This window comes from Agrobacterium sp. 22-210-1 (assembly GCF_053522525.1).
On the sequence record NZ_JBNWCI010000001.1, the window covers coordinates 1192826 to 1211449 of the forward strand.

The following is an 18624-nucleotide window of genomic DNA, read 5'->3' on the forward strand; positions in this document are numbered from 1 at the left end:
AGAAAACACAGCCATGATCACGGATACAGACAGCAAGCTGACGCTGAAGATTTCGCGCGATTTCTACAAGCGGCTCTGGGAACTGATGCCGGGCGGCACCCACTATAATTTCGGTGACGCCGAGCGCGCCTTCGTTGTGCCTTTCAACAAGGGCCGCAATTCTCGCGTATGGGATCTTGATGGCAACGAACATCTGGACCTGTTCTGCAAATTCGGGGCACTTTTCGTCGGCCACCACAATGAGGCCTATAATGAAGCGCTGATCCGCTACATGGAGAAGGTCACGTCCGTCGACACCTGCGATCTGGAGATCGAGGTGGCGGAACTGATGATAAAGCACATTCCCTGCGCCGAGATGGTGCGGTTTTGCCTGAGCGGCACCGAAGCGGTGCAGAATGCGCTGCGGTTGGCGCGCGGCTTTACCGGCAAGAACCGTTTCATCCGCTTCCACGGCCATTATCACGGCAATGCTGACAACGTCATGGGCTGGCGCAAGAAGGACAATCTCGATTTTCCCGTGCCGGAAAAATACCAGGGCGACATGCTCGATACGCTCGGCCGTGCGGATGGCGTGCTGGAAAGCCAGAGCTTCATGCTGCCGTGGAACGACATCAACGCGCTGGAAGCCACCATCCGCCGCTACGGCAACGAAATCGCGGCCGTACTGATGGAGCCGATCTGCATCAATGGCGGCGGTATCTTCCCGGTTGAAGGTTATCTGGAGCGCACCAAGGAACTGTGCGAAGAGCATAATATCGTGCTGATCTTCGACGAGATCATCACCGGCGTGCGCCTGGGTCTCGGCGGCGCGCAGGATATTCTCGGCGTTACCCCGCATCTCGCCACCTTCGGCAAGGCGCTCGGCGGCGGATCGATGCCGATTTCCGCCATTGCCGGCCGGCGCGACATCATGGACCTTTATACGCGCGGCAAAGTCATCCATGCCGGCACTTTCAACGGTTATCCGCTGGGTCTCGCCGCCATCAAGGCGACCTTCGATATCGTCGAAAAGGATCCAGGTTGCTACGACCGGATGCGTCGCTACACCGAACAGATTTCGGGCGTCTTCACCAGAGCGGCCAAGGCTGCCGGCATGCCACTCGTCATTCAAGGCATGCCGACGGCGCTGGTCTATCACTCACAGGAAGAGCCGGTGGATCGTTCCGAAGGCTATTCGCACAAGGTGAAATTCTGCGACATCATCATCCGCGAGGTGAGCAAGCGCCACGGCATCCAGTTCTCGCCGTTGTCGCGCATCTATTCCAACCTCTTGATGAACCAGGACGACGTGCATTTCTTCGAGGAACGCATCTCCGATGCGCTCGTCAATGCCCGCAAGGTCATGGAAATCGCCTTCAAGGACGAGGAAGTCGCGTGAGCCAGCAAATTGCGGTCGTGACAGGTGCTTCAGGCGGCTTCGGCGCCGCCATAACCCTTGCGCTGCTCGATGTGGGTTATGCGGTAGCGGCGGCGGATATCGACGTCGCCGCGCTGCAACGCCTTGAACAGGAGATCGGAAAACCCGGGCGCCTTGGCGTTTTTGCCATGGATGTCACTGACCATGGCAGCGTTGAGCAGGCATCGGGCGCCATTGCCGAGAAAATGGGGTTGCCGGTGACCGTATTGGTCAACAATGCCGGCATTCTCGACCGCACCTATTGCGTCAACGACCGCAGCCAGACGCAGTCCCGCAAGGTCATCGACGTCAACCTTACGGGCGCGTTCAACTGCACGGGTGTCTTTACGCGCTCAATGGTCCGCCAGCGTTACGGGCGGGTCATCAACATCGCCTCGATTGCCGGCATCTGGGGGGCAGGGGGAGGGGCGGCTTATGCCGCCTCCAAGGCCGGTCTCATCAAGGCTTCGGAATCCTGGGCGCAGGAACTCGGACAGTTCAACATCAGCGTCACGGCGATTGCGCCGGGCATCTGCAAGACCAACATGTCCAAACCCTTCGAACAGGAAGGCATCAACGACACGGTGGCCGATGAACGTCTGGTGCGCTCGATCGTCCCGGTCGGGCGGTGGGGAACGCCTGATGATGTTGCGGAAGTGGTCACGTTTCTGGCCACCTGCAAAACCAATTACCTCAATGCCGCAGTGATCCCGATGGATGGCGGCATGCGGGTCGGAACGCTTTGAACGGAGATCGGCGATGACTTACGATAACGGCGTGGAAAATATTCTGCTAACCGGCGCCACCGGCGTCATGGGCGGACGCCTGCTGCAGGAACTGCTGAGTACAACGAAAGCCACGGTCTATTGCCTGGTGCGTGCCGCCGACATGGCGGAAGCAATGGGCAAGGTAGAGAGCATCCTCTTCTGCTATGACGAGGAACGCAGTCTCAAAGGGGAAGCCGCCGCCCGCATCGTGCCTGTTCTCGGCGATGTTTCCAGATCGCATCTCGGCCTGCAAAGGCAGGTATGGCGTGATCTTGCCGAAAAGATCGATCTTGCGCTGCATTGCGCGGCCAATGTCAATCTCATCGCATCCTACAGCAAAATAGCGCCGGTCAATGTCGGCGGTTCGGCCAATATGGTGGAGTTTTGCCTTGAGGGTAAAATTCCATTGATGCATACATCGAGCTTCAGCGTTATCGGCGACAAGCTCTATGAGGAGTTTACGCTCTATGAGGATGCGCTCGACGTCGGCCAACGTTTTCCGGACATGGATTACGAACGTTCCAAGTTCGAGTCGGAAAAGCTGATGCACGCCGCCGGGCAAAAGGGTCTCGATTTCATCATCGTACGCCCCGGCAATATATGGGGTGATAGCCGCACCGGTCGTTATCCGCTGACGCAGACCAAGGTAAAGGGTATCTATTACGAAGCGGTGCGCGCCATTGTGGAAACCGGCTTCACCTTCGCTTCGGACGAGGATTTCGACATCACTCCGGTTGATTACGTGGCGCGGGCGAGCCTGCATCTCGCCATGAACTGGCGCGCCCACAACCGCCGCACCTTCAATCTCGTCAATCCGAAACCGATCGACTGGAACGCGCTGGTGGAACAGGTGCGAGATTGCGGCTACGTGGTGCGCGAATTGTCACGCGACAATTATTTCGATGCGCTCAACCAGGGCCGGATGCTGCGGGAGGGCAAGGCCTATAGCTCGGTTTTCACCGATCTTCTGTCGATGCTGGGCAATGCCGATTATGTGCGTGACAGCGCCAGATACGACACCGGCAATGCCCGACAGGCACTCGCCGGAACGGGAATCAGCTGCCACGAATGCGATGTGATGCTGATGATGCGTTATCTCGATTACGCCTTCGAAAAAGGTTTCCTGCCGCTGGCTGGAAGCGGTTTTCCACTGGCGGAAATTTCGAGGACCGTTGCGCCGCGCGGTTTCATGGAGCGGCTTTACGACGCGAAGCTGGTTTAACTTCTGCGCCATGCAGTTCGGCTGCTAGTCGTGCAAAGCCATGTCGCGCATCAGGGCGCTGCCTTGATCCGAATGCAGCGATCCGTCGTCGATCGACGCGGTAACTGTTGTGTCGATTGCCGGCCTTTTGTCGGGCAGCGTCCTTGCGGCGAAAACAGTAAGGACAAGCAGCGCCAGTCTGAAGGCGATGGCGCGGCTGGCTTCTGTTTTTCGATGACGATTGGGCGACGCCTAAACCGACTGCCTGCAAAGGTGGAGCTGAGGTTGGAGTTTTCGAGTGGCGCCAACCATGGCATTATCTGGTCTTGACCGTCGCGTTCCCTATGATTTAGTTCCATAATCTATCTTATGCGATTATCGTATGTAGCGCCCATTTAGTAATGCGACACTTGGGCCAGATAGAAATGCGACCCTCTCCTCGCATAACGCTGGTCAGTGTCAGCGTTGGATGTCGCCACGCCCCGTTCGACCACAATTTCAGAAAAATTGCACCGTGCCACGGATGTCTGCAGCGCAAACGCAATCCCGGTCGACGACCGCGTTCATGACCGATCCGTGTTTGCAAGATAGATCGTGAATAGACATCTCACCCGGTTTTTACCGGGAATGTCGCAGGGCCAATCTGCGCATTTGCGCAGTATCGAACGGGCAGATTTCATGGTTTCTGTCGCGCAGCAGACATCCGGGCCGTGGCGCTTAGCCGGTTGTCAGCCCCGATCCCGGCATAGCCCCTAGAATTCGACAGCAGAACAGCCTTGGAACAGAAAATCAATTCTCACTTGTCTCGCAGATCGCTGCTTACCCTGGCCATCAGTTCATTCCTGGCTGCAGGTTGCGAGCAGGTTCCCAAGACGAAACTCGAAGTTGTCGCGGCTACCCTGCCCGAAAATAAAAATGAAACGATGACAGCCCCAAAAACGGCGAAGGACAACAGGCCAAAGCCTGCGGGTACCGGTTTCGCTTACGACGAAATTTATGCTGCGCTGGCGGATGGTGGCTTTGACGTTCCAGCAGTCAATTACCGCGCCATTGACCCACAATACCTCCGACAGGAGGTCGAATACATCACCGCAGAGCCTGCCTATTCCATTGTCGTAGATACAAATGAGCGGTTCCTCTACTGGGTTCTTCCCCGTGGCCGAGCCATACGCTACGGCGTGGGGCTCGGAACTCAGGGACGATCATGGAAAGGGCGCGCTGTCGTTCAATGGAAGCAGAAATGGCCAAGGTGGAAGGCGCCGGACGATATGATCGCACGCAATCCTGAACTCAAGCCCTACGGTGTTGAAGCAGGTGGAATGGCCCCCGGCCCCAAGAACCCTCTCGGTGCGCGCGCCATGTACATTTTCCAGAACGGCAAGGATACGCTCTATCGTATTCACGGATCACCAAGCTGGAGAACCATAGGCAAAAACTCTTCCTCGGGTTGCGTAAGAATGCTGATGCAGGATGCGATCGATCTTTATGATCGAGTGAAAGGGAAAACACACCTTTTGGTCATCTGATAACGTCAATCTGAGCGGGAAATGATCAAGAATAACCGGTGCGGGTCAAATTTACGCCATAAACGACACCATATCTCGCGGTCGTTCGGTTTAGCGGATCTGGGGCCTTTCGGTCGTGGAAACGCCAGATCACAGCGCTCCAGACCTCGTGATTGAGGCGTGGGGCAACACATATCGAGCAGCGGGAGAGACCGATTTCTCCCAACATCGGCGCCGACGGAGCAACCACCCCGGAAACTCTCAGGCAAATGGACCGCTGCAAGATCATACAAACTCTGAAAAGCGGGCTTATTGCTCGCGCCGATGGTGTAAGTTCGCCGAAACACGGTGAGCGAATCTCTCAGGCCAATGACAGAGGGGGTGCCAAAAGCCCAAGAAAACGGGCAAGGAGCACCTATGGCTGGAAGTCACCCTTCCCTATCGACAGTCGATTGCGTTGACGCAGTTTCAAGACCATTTTCATTGACAATGGCGGCAATTCCATTTGCCGCACACGACCTTGTCAGGCGTTGCGGATTCCCGCGCGTCGGCGCTCATGCCAGCCGGCGTCAGCGGCGGCATCTCACCCCAGTCACCTTCAAAATTTGAACGGTTCTACGCGGCTTCACCGGGCAATGGCGCTCGACAGGTGTGACGCAAGCACCTCGCGATCCGCCATCTCGCGATGAGACCCGTATGCGGTTCTTGTACGAACACACCTAATTCAGGAAATTTAAAATGGTCGATTGGGAAGATTTGCGATTTTTCTCCGCCTTTGCTCACCACGGTTCGATCACGGCAACCGCCAAGGCGCTACGCGTCGATCATACGACCGTCAGTCGGCGCATCACATCGCTGGAAACCTCACTTTCGGTAAAGCTTGTGGATCGCAGGCCACGATCATATGTGCTGACCGATATGGGCCGCGACGTCGCGAACTTCGCCGAGGAAATGAGCAGATCGGCATTTGCTCTGAGCCGCTGCGCCGGTTCCGGTCAGAACGGTATCGAAGGTGATATCGTGGTATCCGCACCGCCATCGCTGCTCTACAGCTTCATTGCGCCGCAAATCTCCGCGCTGCAATCTCAGCATCCTGACGTAAGGCTCCGTCTTGTCGGCACCATGGAGGCGATGTCCCTCTCCAAGGGAGAAGCGGATATTGCCATCAGCCTGAAGCGGCCGAGCGAAGCTACGCTGGTTGCGCGTCGCCTTGGACAATTGTCCTATTTCCTCTATGCCGACCCTGCCTACCCGACGAGAAACGGCCCTCCTCTCTATATCAGTTACGATGATACCATGCGGGAGTCGGATCACTACCGCTGGCTTGATGACAGGCTTTCCGCCGACGAGGTGTTCATGTGCAGCAACGACCTGCGCATACAGGCTGCTGCCGCCGCCGGCGGCTGTGGGGTGGCGCTGCTGCCCGCCTACCTCGCCGCGGAACACGGTCTTGTGAGGTTCGATCCACTCGATCCCGGCGTCAGGATCGACGTTTGGCTGGTGATCCACGAAGACGTGCGCGACACGCCACGGATACGTGTTGCCATGGACTTCATCAGTGAAAGTCTCAAGCCCTTGTGGCGTTCCTGATTATGCGCAGATCAAGCCTGCGCCATTGCCGAATTTTCCGGGATTTGGCGCGGTGTAAAATGCCGCGTGACAGGGTCTGTCCTGCGCGCGTGCGGTGACCGGTTGGACCTGCCCGCATTCCCACCCTATTCCCGATACGTGAGCGTGGAGTATTTTCATGTCTTTGATTGCTCGTTACCGGAGAGGTACCGTCGGATACCTTGTTCTCCCTGCCAAAAAACGCGGCGCAAGATCTTCCGCTCGAAATCGCAAGCGGGTGGGCCTGCTAATCGTAGCATTTACGATCGGTTATGCCGCGATCGCAGTCCGCCTTTTGCAATATGGCTATTTTTCCGAGAGCGAAGCGACGGCGAGTATTCCACGATCACCCCATATAATCGCCTCCCGCCCCGACATTCTGGACCGCAATGGCCAGCTTATCGCAACGGATATCAATCTCATCTCGCTTTATGCGGAGCCTCGCCGCGTTGTTGATGCAAATGAGGCCATTGAAAAGCTCGCCTCTGTTGTTCCCGACCTGGATTGGGCTGATCTGCACAGAAAACTAACGTCTGACTCCGGTTTCCAGTGGATCAGGAGACAGCTTACGCCGCGCCAGGAAGCTGAGATCATGCGCCTTGGCATTCCGGGCATCGGCTTCAGACCCGAAAAGCGGCGTTTTTATCCTGGCGGGCCAGTGGCATCTCACATTGTCGGGCATGTCAACATCGACAATCAGGGGCTGGCGGGCATTGAGCGCTATCTCGACAGGCAAGGCCTGGCAGACCTGCGTGGCGTTGGGCTTACCGATCCCACCCAGCTTGAACCCGTCCGGCTGTCCATCGATTTGCGCGTTCAGAGCATCGTGCATAACGTCGTTAGCGATGCCTTGAGGAACTATCGGGCGGAAGCGGCAGGTGCCGTCGTAATCGATGTCGACACAGGCGAGGTTCTCGCGATGGCGTCGGTCCCCGATTATGACCCGAATGAACCTTCGCGGCGCCTTGCCGATGGCACGATCGACAGGGACTACGAAAAGGGATGGTTCAACCGCATGAGCAATTCAGCGGTTGAAATGGGCTCCACCTTCAAGGCGTTCACCCTTGCCATGGGGATTGATGCAGGCGTCGTCAATCTGAACTCGGTGGTTGATGCCTCCCGCCCCCTGAAGATGGGTGGTTTCATCATCAGGGATTTTCACGGCCGAGGACGGCCGCTGACAATCCGGGAAGTCTTTCGCTATTCATCAAACATCGGCACGGCAAAAGTCGCGGATCTCGTTGGCCTCGAAAGTCACCAGCAGTTTCTCTTCAGATTGGGCCTGTTGTCTAAGATGCAGACGGAGTTACCGGAAATTGCTTCGCCCGCAGCGCCAAGGAACTGGAAAAAGATCAATTCCGCAACGATCTCCTTCGGTCACGGTCTGGCCACGACACCGTTACAGACGGCTGCGGCTGCGGCGGCTCTCGTAAACGGTGGCATGTTCCGGCACCCGACTTTCATTGCCGACAGTGGGAGGCGTCACCAAATCACCGGCAGACGTGTCCTGCAGGCCTCGACCAGCGCAAAGGTCCGCGAGCTGTTCTGGTACAACGGCACCCAAGGTTCGGGCCGAAACGCCCAGGTGGCCGGTTTTGATGTGGGCGGGAAGACCGGGACAGCGGAAAAGGTTATCGATGGCAAATATGCGAAGAACCTGAACTTCAATACATTCCTCGCAGCATTCCCCATGCACCGCCCCCGTTATCTGGTTCTGTCGATCATTGACGCCCCACTTTCCGGCGAGCGCGGCGGGCGCCTTGCGGCCTTCAATGCCGCGCCGATGGTGCGCGATATCATTGAGCGCGCCGCACCTCTTCTCGGGGTTCGGCCGTCCTTCGGAAACCCGCAGGCATCTCCGTTGATGAACTACTGAATTGGCGATGAACCCATGTCATTCACAGATACTGAATTTTCGGGTTATTCGATGATCTTTCCCTCGACCAGCGACATTATCCATATCCTCTATTTCGTTGCGATTGTCGCAGAGGCGATGACAGCCGCACTCGCCGCCGGCCGTCGCGAAATGGATTGGATCGGCGTATTTTTACTTGGATGCATTACCGCCCTCGGCGGTGGGACCGTGCGCGATGTTTTTCTGAACCACTATCCGCTGTCGTGGGTCGAAAATCCCAGCTATCTCCTCGTGACGGGATTATCTGCGCTGGCGACGATCCCGATCGCCCGATACATGTATCAACTGCGCAAGATGTTCCTTTTTCTTGACGCAATAGGGCTGGTCGTCTTCACCGTCATCGGCTGCCAGATTGCGTCAGGCCTTAACCTGCCGCTGGTTGTCGTGGTGGCGGCGGGAGTGCTGACTGGATGTCTGGGCGGCGTACTTCGGGATATACTGTGCAACGAAGTACCGCTGTTATTTCGTTCGGAACTCTATGCAATCGTCTCGGTCCTTACCAGCCTGATCTACTTGAGTGCGCCCCTTTTGGGTGCCTCTCACGCGATATCCTCGCTCGTCGCAATGGCCCTCGGATTGATGCTCAGGCTCCTTGCAATACGCTTTAACTGGTGTGTACCGACATTCGTTTACACGAAGGACCCTCACTGAGGAGAGCTGCCGAAGCCGGAAGCTCAGGGGTCGTGGCATTAAAGGCTCCGAAAGGCGTGGCAACGACTGATCCAACAAGTAGATCGATGCAGCAGGTTTTTCTTGAAATGGCCCAGCTCCCGGCTCTTCCAAGCCGGGCGTGTGGTCCCTACCCGCGCCCCGGTCGCCTGGGATGGCATATCGCGTCAATGTTTCGGGCTGAGACGGTCACGCTTTCTGCGCAGCTCTGAAAACCGCCAGCTGATCGGCGAAGGCTCGCTTATAGGCGGGACGTGCTTCGCCTCTGGCCACATAAGCTGAAAGGTTCGGATATTCGTCGAGAATGCCTGAGCTTATTATCCTTTGCAGGACCGACACCATCAGAAGATCGCCGGCGCTGAATGCGCCATCGAGCCAGTCGGCTCCACCGAGGCGGCGGGACAATTCACCGAGCCGCTTGCGAATGCGTTCATCCACCATTCGAAGGCGTTCATCATGCCAGCTTTTGTCCCTTTCGAGAAAGCCGGTGACAAAGTGCTCGACGATCGGTGGCTCCATGGTGCTGAGGGCCGCGAACATCCAGCTTATCGCCCGCGCCCGCGCATCCGCCTCTTTGGGCAGCAGGCCGGCATGGTGCTCGGCTATATGGAAGATGATGGCACCGGATTCGAACAGGACGAGATCGCCCTCTTCATAGGTCGGAATCTGCCCGAATGGCTGAAGCGTGAGATGCTCCGGTTCCTTCATCGCCCTGAAGGAGAGAAGGCGCACATCATATGGCTGGCCCACCTCTTCCAACGCCCAACGAACGCGCATGTCGCGGGCGAGGCCCTTGCCGCCGTCGGGTGAGCGTTCAAAGGCGGTAATCGTGATCGTCATCGGTACTCTCCACAACATCGGGGTTTGGAGACGGCGTCGCGCAGTTTTTCGTGTCGGTTCTCAGAGCCGGCCGGAGCGGCATGGTAGCGTTTCGTCAGAATAGGCAAATCGACTATCGAAAACAATCCTGACTCACGCACGCGCCTTTGGGGCAGCAGTGTCTGCACCGAATATCTGCCATGGAACATCATTGCGCTTCAAGGAAACTTCGCAAACTTCCCCTGCTCTGTGACGTCACCGGGGCGCGATGAAAAGGCTGGCCATTTTGCGCAGACACTCTAAGCTCCGGCGCCGGACACGGATTGCCGAAGCCATCAGGATTTCAGTTCAAATCATTAGGGAGAGACTATCAGATGAGCCTGCGTATCAACGACATAGCACCTGATTTCACCGCCGAGACGACCCATGGGCCGGTGAGCTTTCACGACTGGATCGGCGACGGATGGGCGGTGCTGTTTTCGCATCCGAAGAATTTCACGCCGGTCTGCACCACGGAACTCGGTGCAATGGGCGGCCTGCAGCCGGAATTTGAAAAACGCGGCGTCAAGATCATCGGCATTTCTGTCGATCCAGTCGAAAGCCATGAAAAATGGAAAAACGACATCCGCACCGCGACCGGTTTCAATGTCGATTATCCGCTGATCGGCGACAAGGACCTGAAGGTGGCAAAGCTCTATGACATGCTGCCTGCCGGTGCTGGTGACAGCTCCGAGGGCCGCACGCCTGCAGACAATGCCACCGTGCGCTCGGTCTTCGTCATCGGCCCCGACAAGAAGATCAAGCTGGTCCTCACCTACCCGATGACCACCGGCCGCAACTTCGAGGAAATTCTTCGCGCCATCGATTCCATTCAGCTGACGTCCAGGCACCAGGTGGCGACGCCAGCCAACTGGAAACAGGGCGAGGATGTCATCATCACCGCCGCCGTTTCCAACGAGGATGCGATCGCCCGTTTCGGTTCTTACGACACGGTTCTTCCGTATCTGCGCAAGACCAAGCAGCCCGGCTGATTTGAAGCCTGTGATGGGGCGGTGAAACATCATCGTCCCATTCTCCCTTAGTAGGTACGACAGCAGGCTCTAGCCGGCGTCCTGCCTGACGACGCGCAGCATTGGCCGGGCATCGAGTTCGGCGGGCGTAAAACGCGCAAGAAGGTCGAAAGATGTTATGGCTTCGCCGGCAGCGAAGCGTCGCCCGTTGACGACGAGATGCCCGAGGCCGAATAGGGTGAGAAGCGCTTCCGTCGCATCTCCGGCCGGGGTTTCGAAGAGCAGATTCGTCTGGCCGAAATGTTCCAGACCCGTTGTCCAGGCCCTGATCTTTTCCCCCTCCTCCGTCACGAAGGCTCCGAAGGCCAGCATCGCCGCCATTTGCTGCGGTTGGTCGAGATGGCTGTTTGCATAATTAAGATAGTCATCGAGATTGGCGCGGCCGACGATCATGTCGAGATAATGCAATGCAACGGCCTGCATGGGAGCGACCTGATGAATGCCGAGCAGGGCTGAGGCGATCTCGTTATGGGCGATTTCAGGATTGTCCTCATCCGCCATGATGAGGAATCTGAACTCGCACTGATGTGTTGCCCGGCTGAAATCGTCATATGCCGCTTTGGCATCGACGCAAAAGGTCTTTGACCAGTCGACCCTGGCCTCTGCGACTGCCGGATATTGGGCCGGCGCAACCGGCGCCGCTACGACCGGCTCGGGACTGCCGACAAAAACCCTGGTCGAACCGCGCAGGCCGTCAAAAACGCCCTTTTCGCTCAGCCGCTCACATTCATATCCCTCCTCGCCCCACGCTTGTGTGAGGGTCAAATCAGAGATCGTGGGTTCGCTGTCGAAATAGAGTGTCGCCTTGAAAAATAGAGTGTCGCCATTTGCCATTGCAAATTCCCGTCCATGGCATTTCCTGCGCTCTATGGCTTTATGATCCCGCCATGATAGTCAAGCCGGTACGTCTCGACATGGCCCCGGTAAATGCGCTCAATGCCGGTGAAGGACCGGAATTCACCTTCATTCGTATCGACATAGACCAGATTTTCCACCGGGTGGGTGAAGCCGCCAAGGAACCGGCCCTCACGATAGAGCGTGGAAAGCGACCGCTGAATGACACTGCCAGCCGTGGCGCCGTCGATCATGTCGGGCCGGAGGATGCGGCCGTAATAACTCATCGCCCACACCGCCGTTCCCTGATGCCAGACGACCTCCTGCCCGATGAAATCGGTTCCCCCGAAATAGCTGTCGATATAATGCCAGTCGCCGCTCTGATAGCCGAGATCGTGTGATCCCTTGCGCGTGGGCGTCGCGGATTTGTTGCCGCCGCCGACATAAGTGGCAGACTTGGCCCGCACGATGAACTCTTCCAGCATGGGAAACCTTTCGGGGTAAGAACATAAAGGGAACATAGGCGATTTTCAGCGTGGTCGCAAGTGCGGCCCCTACTCGGCATCGAACCCGCATTTGAGCAATGACGGGCTTGGTAATCGCGGCGTTTGCGCTTAGAAGCGTGGCAGGAATTATCCGAAAAGAGTGCCCATGACGCAAAAGCCGCAAATCTATGTCGATGCCGATGCCTGCCCCGTGAAGCCGGAGATTCTCAAGGTGGCGGAACGACATGGGCTGGAAGTGACCTTTGTTGCCAATTCCGGTCTGCGCCCATCGCGTGATCCCATGGTGAAAAACGTCATTGTTTCCGCTGGTTTCGACGCGGCGGACGACTGGATCGCCGATCATGCGGGTGAGAACGATATTGTCATCACCGCCGATGTGCCGCTGGCCGGCCGCTGCGTCGCCAAGGGGGCGCTTGTGACCGGGCCGACGGGTCGCGTTTTTGACCAGTCGAATATCGGGATGGCGACGGCGATGCGCGATCTTGGCGCGCATCTGCGCGAAACCGGTGAGAGCAAGGGATATAACGCAGCTTTTTCGCCACGCGACCGCTCCGCTTTTCTGGAGACGCTTGACCGCTTCTGCCGCCGTGTCAAAAAATGATGCTGCAAACAGAAAGGTGCCGCCCATGACCACGGCCAAACCGAAAAGCCCCACGACTACAGGAAGCAATGCCTTTCGCCGACATCAGCCTTTCGTGTTCGCTTTTTTCGCCGGTGCTCTTGGTCTCGGTCTGGCATTAGCCTTTGCGCCGTCGCTTGCCGTAGAAATGGCGGCCGTTCTGTTTTTCTTGACCTATTTGACGCTGGTTGCCTTTCGTCTGCCGGGATTGACGGCGCAGCATCTGAAGGCCCATGCCGATAGCGACGATCTTCCGGCAATCGCCATCATCGCCGTCACACTGCTTGCGGTGGCGGTTGCCGTTGTATCGCTGTTTCAGGCGCTCAATCATACGGGGGAGACCGTCTGGACCCTGCTCATCGCTTTCGCCTCGGTGATTTTCGGCTGGTTGACGATCCACACCATGACGGCCCTGCACTATGCGCATTTGTACTGGCGGCCGGCCACGGTGGATGGCAAGCGCCAGCATCGCGGCGGTATGGATTTTCCGGCGACGAAAGAACCCTGCGGTTACGACTTCCTCTATTTCGCCGTGGTGATCGGCATGACAGCGCAGACATCGGATGTCGGGGTGACAACGACCGCCATGCGCAAGGTTACGCTGCTGCACTCCATCGTTTCTTTCTTTTTCAATACGGTTCTGGTTGCGGCGGCTGTGAATGCCGCGGTCTCGCTTGCGGGCTGAACCGGAAAACTCTTCTCAAAGGAATGGCCTCATGAATATCATTTCGCAAAATACGGCTTTTGACGGCATGCAGGGCGTATTTTCGCACACATCTGAAACCCTGAAATCCGAGATGACCTTTGCGGTCTATGTGCCGCCGAAAGCGATCCACGAGCCCTGCCCGGTTGTCTGGTATCTCTCCGGCCTCACCTGCACCCATGCCAATGTCATGGAAAAGGGCGAATATCGCCGCATGGCTTCCGAACTGGGCTTGATCATCGTCTGCCCGGACACCAGCCCGCGCGGCAATGACGTGCCGGATGAGCTGACCAACTGGCAGATGGGCAAGGGTGCCGGCTTTTACCTCGACGCCACCGAGGCGCCGTGGTCCGAGCACTACCATATGTACAGCTACGTGACGGAAGAGCTGCCGGCCGTCATCGGCCAGCATTTCCGCGCGGATATGAGCCGCCAGGGCATCTTCGGCCATTCGATGGGCGGCCATGGTGCAATGACCATTGCGCTCAGGAACCCCGAGCGTTTCAAGAGCTGCTCCGCCTTTGCACCGATTGTGGCACCCTCTTCCGCCGACTGGTCAGAACCGGCGCTCGAAAAATATCTCGGTGCCGACCGTGCCAAATGGCGCCAATATGACGCCTGCTCACTGGTTGAGGACGGCGCCCGTTTTCCCGAGTTCCTGATCGATCAGGGCAAGGCGGACAGTTTCCTTGAAAAAGGTCTGCGCCCCTGGTTGTTCGAAGAGGCGATCAAGGGCACGGATATCGGCCTGACATTGCGCATGCATGATCGCTACGACCATTCCTATTATTTCATCTCCACCTTCATGGATGACCATCTGAAGTGGCACGCCGAGCGGCTGAAATAAGGATGAAGACAAGGCTGGCGGCGCCCTGAGAGCGCCGCCCTTTCAGGCCTGGCCTGATATTACGGGATGCGGGCAATGACCTTGATCTCGAAATCGAATCCGGCGAGCCAGTTGACACCAACGGCAGTCCAGTTCGGGTACGGAGATTTACTGAAAATCTCCTGTTTGACCTTCATGATGGTTCCAAACTGGTTTTCCGGGTCCGTATGGAACGTCGTTATGTCGACTATGTCGTCAAAGGTGCAGCGCGCCGCCTCAAGCGTGGCTTTCAGGTTCTCAAAGGCCAGCCGGACCTGCCGTTCAAAATCCGGTTCAGGCGTTCCGTCGGTACGGCTGCCAACCTGGCCGGAAACGAACAGAAGGTCACCGGAGCGAATAGCTGCGGAATAGCCGTGTTCCTCGTAAAGCGCGTGCCTGTTGGCAGGGAAAATCGCTTCGCGTTCGGTCATTTTGCATCTCTCTCTTGGGTTGAGTGACAATGGACGGCGAAGCACTGCTTTCAACACTTCGAACGTCATTTCACATACGTTACGTATGCGAGATAGTGACGTACGCAGCGTATGTCAATTAAGATACGTAACGTATGTGAATCTATGGACGTCACGACGCACTTTTTTTTGAGGCAGAGGTTTCCACAGCGAAAGAGAAGAATAGCTTTCGCGCGCTTGCCTCGCGTCCCGTTTATGGAAAAAGCGCCGTCGCCAGTGTCGTCGGGCCGGAGCGGTTCAGCCGGAATTCACGGATCACCCTTTCGGCGACGCCATAAGCCAGCTCCTGCTCGATGGACTGATTGTCGAAGCTGACAACGGTGGCGGTGAATTTGGCCTCCGCGATCACCTCGCCCGTTGCCACGGCCGCGGCACGGACGATCACCTTTGCTGAGGCCCGCTCTCCAAACAGGAACGGCGCGCGCGTGACGGATGCAAGACGGATCGTCAGCACAACGCGTGGTCTGGTCTCGCCACGCGCCGTCGTCCGGATTGCGCTCTGTACCTGAGCATGGATGGACTGCATCAGTGCTGGCGCGACATCGGGGCGTGCGGCGACGAATGCGCCACGCACATCGTAAAGCAACCGGTCGGCATTGGTCGCTTCCGGTTCCAGCCTGAAAGACATGAGCGTGAAACACGCCAGCAAGACAATGCCAAGGCGTTTCAGCGTGGTGTTCATGATCAGCGGCTCCCCTAACGTGAGGTAACCGCATATTCGATCATCAGGGTTAGAAAAGCGTTAAGAAGCGCTCTTCAGCGACTCCAGAACATGGAGCGCGGCGCGCATGTCGATGAGCCTGACGGCGCGGCGTTCCAGCGCCTCCTCGTCCTCACCCCATTGTTCGGCGGTCCAGTCTTCGTCGAGATGGGCAAGCGCCCAGGTTTCTTCCAGCGTCAGCTGTCTTTCCGCCAGCGCGAGCGCCAGAATAGCGGAGCCGGTCAGCGAGGTCATGGTATGCAGGGCGGCAAGCCCAATCGGCGTATCGTATTTCCTCAGCGTCACCGCGAAGGCAGCTATGGCCTCGCGCGGCTGGTCGCGATGCATGACGCCTTCAACGAGAATGAAACGGGCACCGAGCACATTGGCGGCCCAGTCCAGCACCGGGTCCCAATGGTCAGTCTGACGCTGAACCAGCGCTTCCGGATCGCCGGCGCGGTAGCACAGGAGATCGGAGGAGGAAAAACGGAGAATGTCTTCGAAAACCGCCTGGGTGTCGTTGGCGATGCCGTCGATGGCCGTGTTCACGTGCCGCGAAACAGGCATGACCACCGGGTTCACCACTTCTTTCTGCGCATCCCATTCGTCGCGAAGCAGGTCCGCGAGCTCCCTCGTCGGAACGATCAGGGGCTTCTTGGCGGGTGTGCGCAGCGGCTTGCCATCAAGATGGATGGTAAATCCGCCCTCCTCTACATCAGCGACGGTCACATCCTTATAGAACCGCTTCGGCAAAGGCTTCTGCATCTGGATTTGCGCACGCAGGATCGGGTCGGGGTGGCTCAGGCCCTCCGTAAGGTCGTTCAGGAGATCACGCATGGCACGTCCTCATCAGTCAGCTAGAAGGGTTGTCAAATATCGGCCGGAACATAGGCCGGGATTTCACGCGGGTGGCCAACGACGGCATCCGCGCCCGCGTTCCAGAGATCGTCGACCGAGGCATAACCCCAGGCGACGCCTATGGCTTTTGCGCCCGCCGCCTTGGCCATCTGCATGTCATAGATCGCGTCGCCGATGACAACAGTGTCGGCCGGAACCATGCTGGTTTCATGGCAGCATTCCATTACCATGGCCGGATGCGGCTTGGAGGGGCAATCGTCCGCCGTGCGCGAAACGATGAAGTGATCCGCAAAACCGTGGGTTTCGAGAATATGGGTCAGCCCGCGCCTGCCCTTGCCGGTGACCGCGCCGATCAACACGTCGTCGCGTTTCGAAAGCGCGTCGATCAGTGGCGCGATGCCGTCGAAAAGCGGTTCGATCATGCCCGGGCGCTCCCGGATCGGATGATAGATTTCGCGATAACGCGCCGTCATCGCCTGCGCCTCGTCATCCACATGCGTCTTGCCGAGCATGCGGGCGATGGCGATATCGAGCGTCAGGCCGATGATCGCCTTGGTCTGCGAGATATCAGGGCGCGGCTTTCCGAAATCGGCGAACGTGTCGGCCATCACGGTATGGATAAGGCCGGCGCTGTCCACCAGGGTGCCGTCGCAATCGAAAAGAACCAGTTTCATCTGATGTCAGTCTTCCCTATCGCCATCGGCCACATCGAGGCCAAGCAGGTTCCAAGTCTGCACCATATGCGGCGGCAAAGGCGCGCTGACCCGAAGGCGGCCGCCGTTAGGGTGCGGTATGTCGATATGGCGCGCATGCAGATGCAGGCGCTTCTGGATACCGCCCGGGAAATCCCAGTTCGGATCGTCGATGTAATATTTGGGATCGCCGATGATCGGGTGTCCCATATGCAGCGCATGAACGCGAAGCTGGTGGGTGCGGCCGGTATAGGGTTCCATTTCCAGCCAGGCGAGGTTCTGCGCGGCGGTATCGATGACACGGTAATAGGAAATGGCGTGATCGGCCCCCTCCTCGCCGTGTTTGGCGATGCGCATGCGGTCGCCATCCATCGTCTGTTCCTTGACGAGCCAGGTGGAAATCTTGTCCTGGTGTTTGCGCGGCACGCCCTTGACCAGCGCCCAATAGGTCTTCTTGGTATCGCGCTCGCGGAAGGCGGCCGTCAGCTTCTGCGCGGCGCCTCTTGTGCGGGCAACCACCAGCACGCCTGACGTATCGCGGTCCAGACGGTGCACCAGACGTGGCTTTTCGCCCTTCGGGCTCGTCCAGGCCTCCAGAAGCCCGTCAATATGCCGGTTGACGCCGGAACCGCCCTGCACGGCAATGCCGGCCGGCTTGTTGAAAACGAAAACCTTGTCGTCCTCATGCAAGAGCATACGCGCCAGAAGTTCGGCGTCTTCCGAATGTTTGAGGTCCTTCGATCCAATCGGGCCGGTTTTGACCTTGAGGTCGGAATCAACGGGCGGCACGCGCACCATCTGCCCCGGCTGCACCCGCGCATCCGTCTTCACCCGACCGCCATCCACGCGCACCTGGCCGGAGCGCAGCAGCTTCTGCAATTGCCCGAAACCAAGGCCCGGATAGTGAATCTTGAACCAGCGATCGAGGCGCATACCGGCCTCGTCGGCCTCGACCTTGATATGCTCGATACCTGCCATGAAATTTCCAGTCTTTCTGTCTTGATCGCGCGCTCTGTTCGCCGGCGCGCCGTTTGGATCAAGCCTTTAGAACAAACTGCGGCCCAAGGCCAGCCCGGCAAAAACCGCAGCGATGGAAACCGCAAGGCTTGCAAGCACGTAAACGGCCGAAAGGCCGAACGCACCGCGCTCGAAAAGTGCTACCGCATCAAGCGAGAAGGACGAAAATGTCGTGAAGCCGCCAAGCACACCGGTGACGAGAAACAGGCGCATTTCCATCGAGGCATTCAATCGCCGCGCCACCAGCTCGACCAGAAGACCAATCAGGAACGATCCGACCACATTGACCGCCAGCGTTCCCCAGGGAAAATTCAACCCCGCCAGCCGAACGCTCAAGACGCCGACCAGATAACGGAAAACGGAACCAATTGCGCCGCCGGCGGCGACAAGAGCGATATTAACCATGGGGA

Annotated in this window: 20 protein-coding genes and 1 riboswitch; of the genes, 11 read left to right on the forward strand and 9 right to left on the reverse strand. The window is 57.9% G+C overall.

Annotation, left to right across the window (positions count from 1 at the left end):
• The first annotated feature begins 13 nt into the window (after positions 1-13).
• From ACQZ5F_RS06000 to ACQZ5F_RS06030, 7 genes are all read left to right on the forward strand, one after another.
• Entirely contained in the window at positions 14-1378 is a 1365-nt protein-coding gene (locus tag ACQZ5F_RS06000) for an aspartate aminotransferase family protein (RefSeq protein WP_448731070.1), read from the forward strand.
• Complete coding sequence (locus ACQZ5F_RS06005) at positions 1375-2142, forward strand: SDR family NAD(P)-dependent oxidoreductase (protein WP_225339849.1); 768 nt, start codon at positions 1375-1377, stop codon at positions 2140-2142. Before ACQZ5F_RS06000 ends, ACQZ5F_RS06005 begins: the two co-directional genes overlap by 4 nt.
• Before the next feature lie 13 nt (positions 2143-2155).
• Positions 2156-3385 carry a thioester reductase domain-containing protein gene (locus tag ACQZ5F_RS06010; protein WP_225339850.1) on the forward strand — a complete coding sequence of 410 codons (1230 nt, stop codon included), beginning with the start codon at positions 2156-2158 and terminating at the stop codon, positions 3383-3385.
• A gap of 755 nt (positions 3386-4140) precedes the next feature.
• Positions 4141-4890 (forward strand): L,D-transpeptidase, encoded by a 750-nt coding sequence (locus ACQZ5F_RS06015; RefSeq protein WP_225339851.1) that lies wholly within the window; start codon positions 4141-4143, stop codon positions 4888-4890.
• A gap of 172 nt (positions 4891-5062) precedes the next feature.
• Positions 5063-5156: riboswitch (glycine riboswitch) on the forward strand.
• Positions 5157-5607: 451 nt separating this feature from the next.
• Positions 5608-6459, forward strand: coding sequence for a LysR family transcriptional regulator (locus tag ACQZ5F_RS06020; RefSeq protein ID WP_137084204.1), 852 nt, complete (start codon positions 5608-5610; stop codon positions 6457-6459).
• Between the two features lie 157 nt (positions 6460-6616).
• On the forward strand, positions 6617-8353 hold the full coding sequence (locus ACQZ5F_RS06025; RefSeq protein ID WP_225339852.1) for a peptidoglycan D,D-transpeptidase FtsI family protein: 1737 nt from the start codon (positions 6617-6619) through the stop codon (positions 8351-8353).
• A 51-nt stretch (positions 8354-8404) separates the two neighbouring features.
• Entirely contained in the window at positions 8405-9043 is a 639-nt protein-coding gene (locus tag ACQZ5F_RS06030; RefSeq protein ID WP_046800365.1) for a trimeric intracellular cation channel family protein, read from the forward strand.
• Positions 9044-9250: 207 nt separating this feature from the next.
• Here the strand turns inward: ACQZ5F_RS06030 and ACQZ5F_RS06035 are convergent, their stop codons facing one another.
• Positions 9251-9901, reverse strand: coding sequence for a glutathione S-transferase family protein (locus tag ACQZ5F_RS06035; protein ID WP_225339854.1), 651 nt, complete (start codon positions 9899-9901; stop codon positions 9251-9253).
• 353 nt (positions 9902-10254) lie between these two features.
• On the opposite strand from ACQZ5F_RS06035, the gene ACQZ5F_RS06040 reads away from it, so the two are divergent.
• Positions 10255-10911, forward strand: a complete 657-nt coding sequence (locus ACQZ5F_RS06040) for a peroxiredoxin (protein ID WP_065115576.1) — start codon at positions 10255-10257, stop codon at positions 10909-10911.
• Positions 10912-10980: 69 nt separating this feature from the next.
• On the opposite strand, the gene ACQZ5F_RS06045 is transcribed toward ACQZ5F_RS06040, so the two are convergent.
• Together ACQZ5F_RS06045 and ACQZ5F_RS06050 are read right to left on the reverse strand one after the other, a co-directional pair.
• Entirely contained in the window at positions 10981-11784 is an 804-nt protein-coding gene (locus tag ACQZ5F_RS06045) for a hypothetical protein (RefSeq protein WP_052818449.1), read from the reverse strand.
• 32 nt (positions 11785-11816) lie between these two features.
• A complete protein-coding gene (locus tag ACQZ5F_RS06050) occupies positions 11817-12269 on the reverse strand; it encodes a DUF5680 domain-containing protein (RefSeq protein WP_046800175.1) in 453 nt (150 codons plus the stop codon).
• A 166-nt stretch (positions 12270-12435) separates the two neighbouring features.
• Between ACQZ5F_RS06050 and ACQZ5F_RS06055 the strand changes: the two genes are divergently transcribed.
• The 3 genes from ACQZ5F_RS06055 to fghA are packed head-to-tail and all read left to right on the forward strand — an operon-like array spanning position 12436 to position 14459.
• Positions 12436-12891 (forward strand): YaiI/YqxD family protein, encoded by a 456-nt coding sequence (locus ACQZ5F_RS06055; RefSeq protein WP_052818451.1) that lies wholly within the window; start codon positions 12436-12438, stop codon positions 12889-12891.
• Between the two features lie 25 nt (positions 12892-12916).
• Positions 12917-13594 carry a DUF1345 domain-containing protein gene (locus tag ACQZ5F_RS06060; protein ID WP_046800177.1) on the forward strand — a complete coding sequence of 226 codons (678 nt, stop codon included), beginning with the start codon at positions 12917-12919 and terminating at the stop codon, positions 13592-13594.
• Between the two features lie 31 nt (positions 13595-13625).
• Positions 13626-14459 carry an S-formylglutathione hydrolase gene (gene fghA / locus ACQZ5F_RS06065; protein ID WP_137084196.1) on the forward strand — a complete coding sequence of 278 codons (834 nt, stop codon included), beginning with the start codon at positions 13626-13628 and terminating at the stop codon, positions 14457-14459.
• Between the two features lie 59 nt (positions 14460-14518).
• Here the strand turns inward: fghA and ACQZ5F_RS06070 are convergent, their stop codons facing one another.
• From ACQZ5F_RS06070 to crcB, 6 genes are all read right to left on the reverse strand, one after another.
• Positions 14519-14908 carry a RidA family protein gene (locus tag ACQZ5F_RS06070; RefSeq protein ID WP_225339855.1) on the reverse strand — a complete coding sequence of 130 codons (390 nt, stop codon included), beginning with the start codon at positions 14906-14908 and terminating at the stop codon, positions 14519-14521.
• A gap of 232 nt (positions 14909-15140) precedes the next feature.
• Positions 15141-15629: a hypothetical protein gene (locus ACQZ5F_RS06075; protein ID WP_046800180.1), complete on the reverse strand. Its 489-nt coding sequence runs from the start codon at positions 15627-15629 to the stop codon at positions 15141-15143.
• A 60-nt stretch (positions 15630-15689) separates the two neighbouring features.
• Complete coding sequence (locus ACQZ5F_RS06080; RefSeq protein WP_225339856.1) at positions 15690-16484, reverse strand: ATP12 family chaperone protein; 795 nt, start codon at positions 16482-16484, stop codon at positions 15690-15692.
• Positions 16485-16516: 32 nt separating this feature from the next.
• Complete coding sequence (locus ACQZ5F_RS06085; RefSeq protein WP_225339857.1) at positions 16517-17179, reverse strand: HAD family hydrolase; 663 nt, start codon at positions 17177-17179, stop codon at positions 16517-16519.
• 6 nt (positions 17180-17185) lie between these two features.
• Entirely contained in the window at positions 17186-18175 is a 990-nt protein-coding gene (locus ACQZ5F_RS06090) for an RluA family pseudouridine synthase (RefSeq protein ID WP_046800183.1), read from the reverse strand.
• A gap of 66 nt (positions 18176-18241) precedes the next feature.
• Positions 18242-18619, reverse strand: a complete 378-nt coding sequence (gene crcB, locus ACQZ5F_RS06095; protein ID WP_046800184.1) for a fluoride efflux transporter CrcB — start codon at positions 18617-18619, stop codon at positions 18242-18244.
• Positions 18620-18624: the final 5 nt, after the last annotated feature.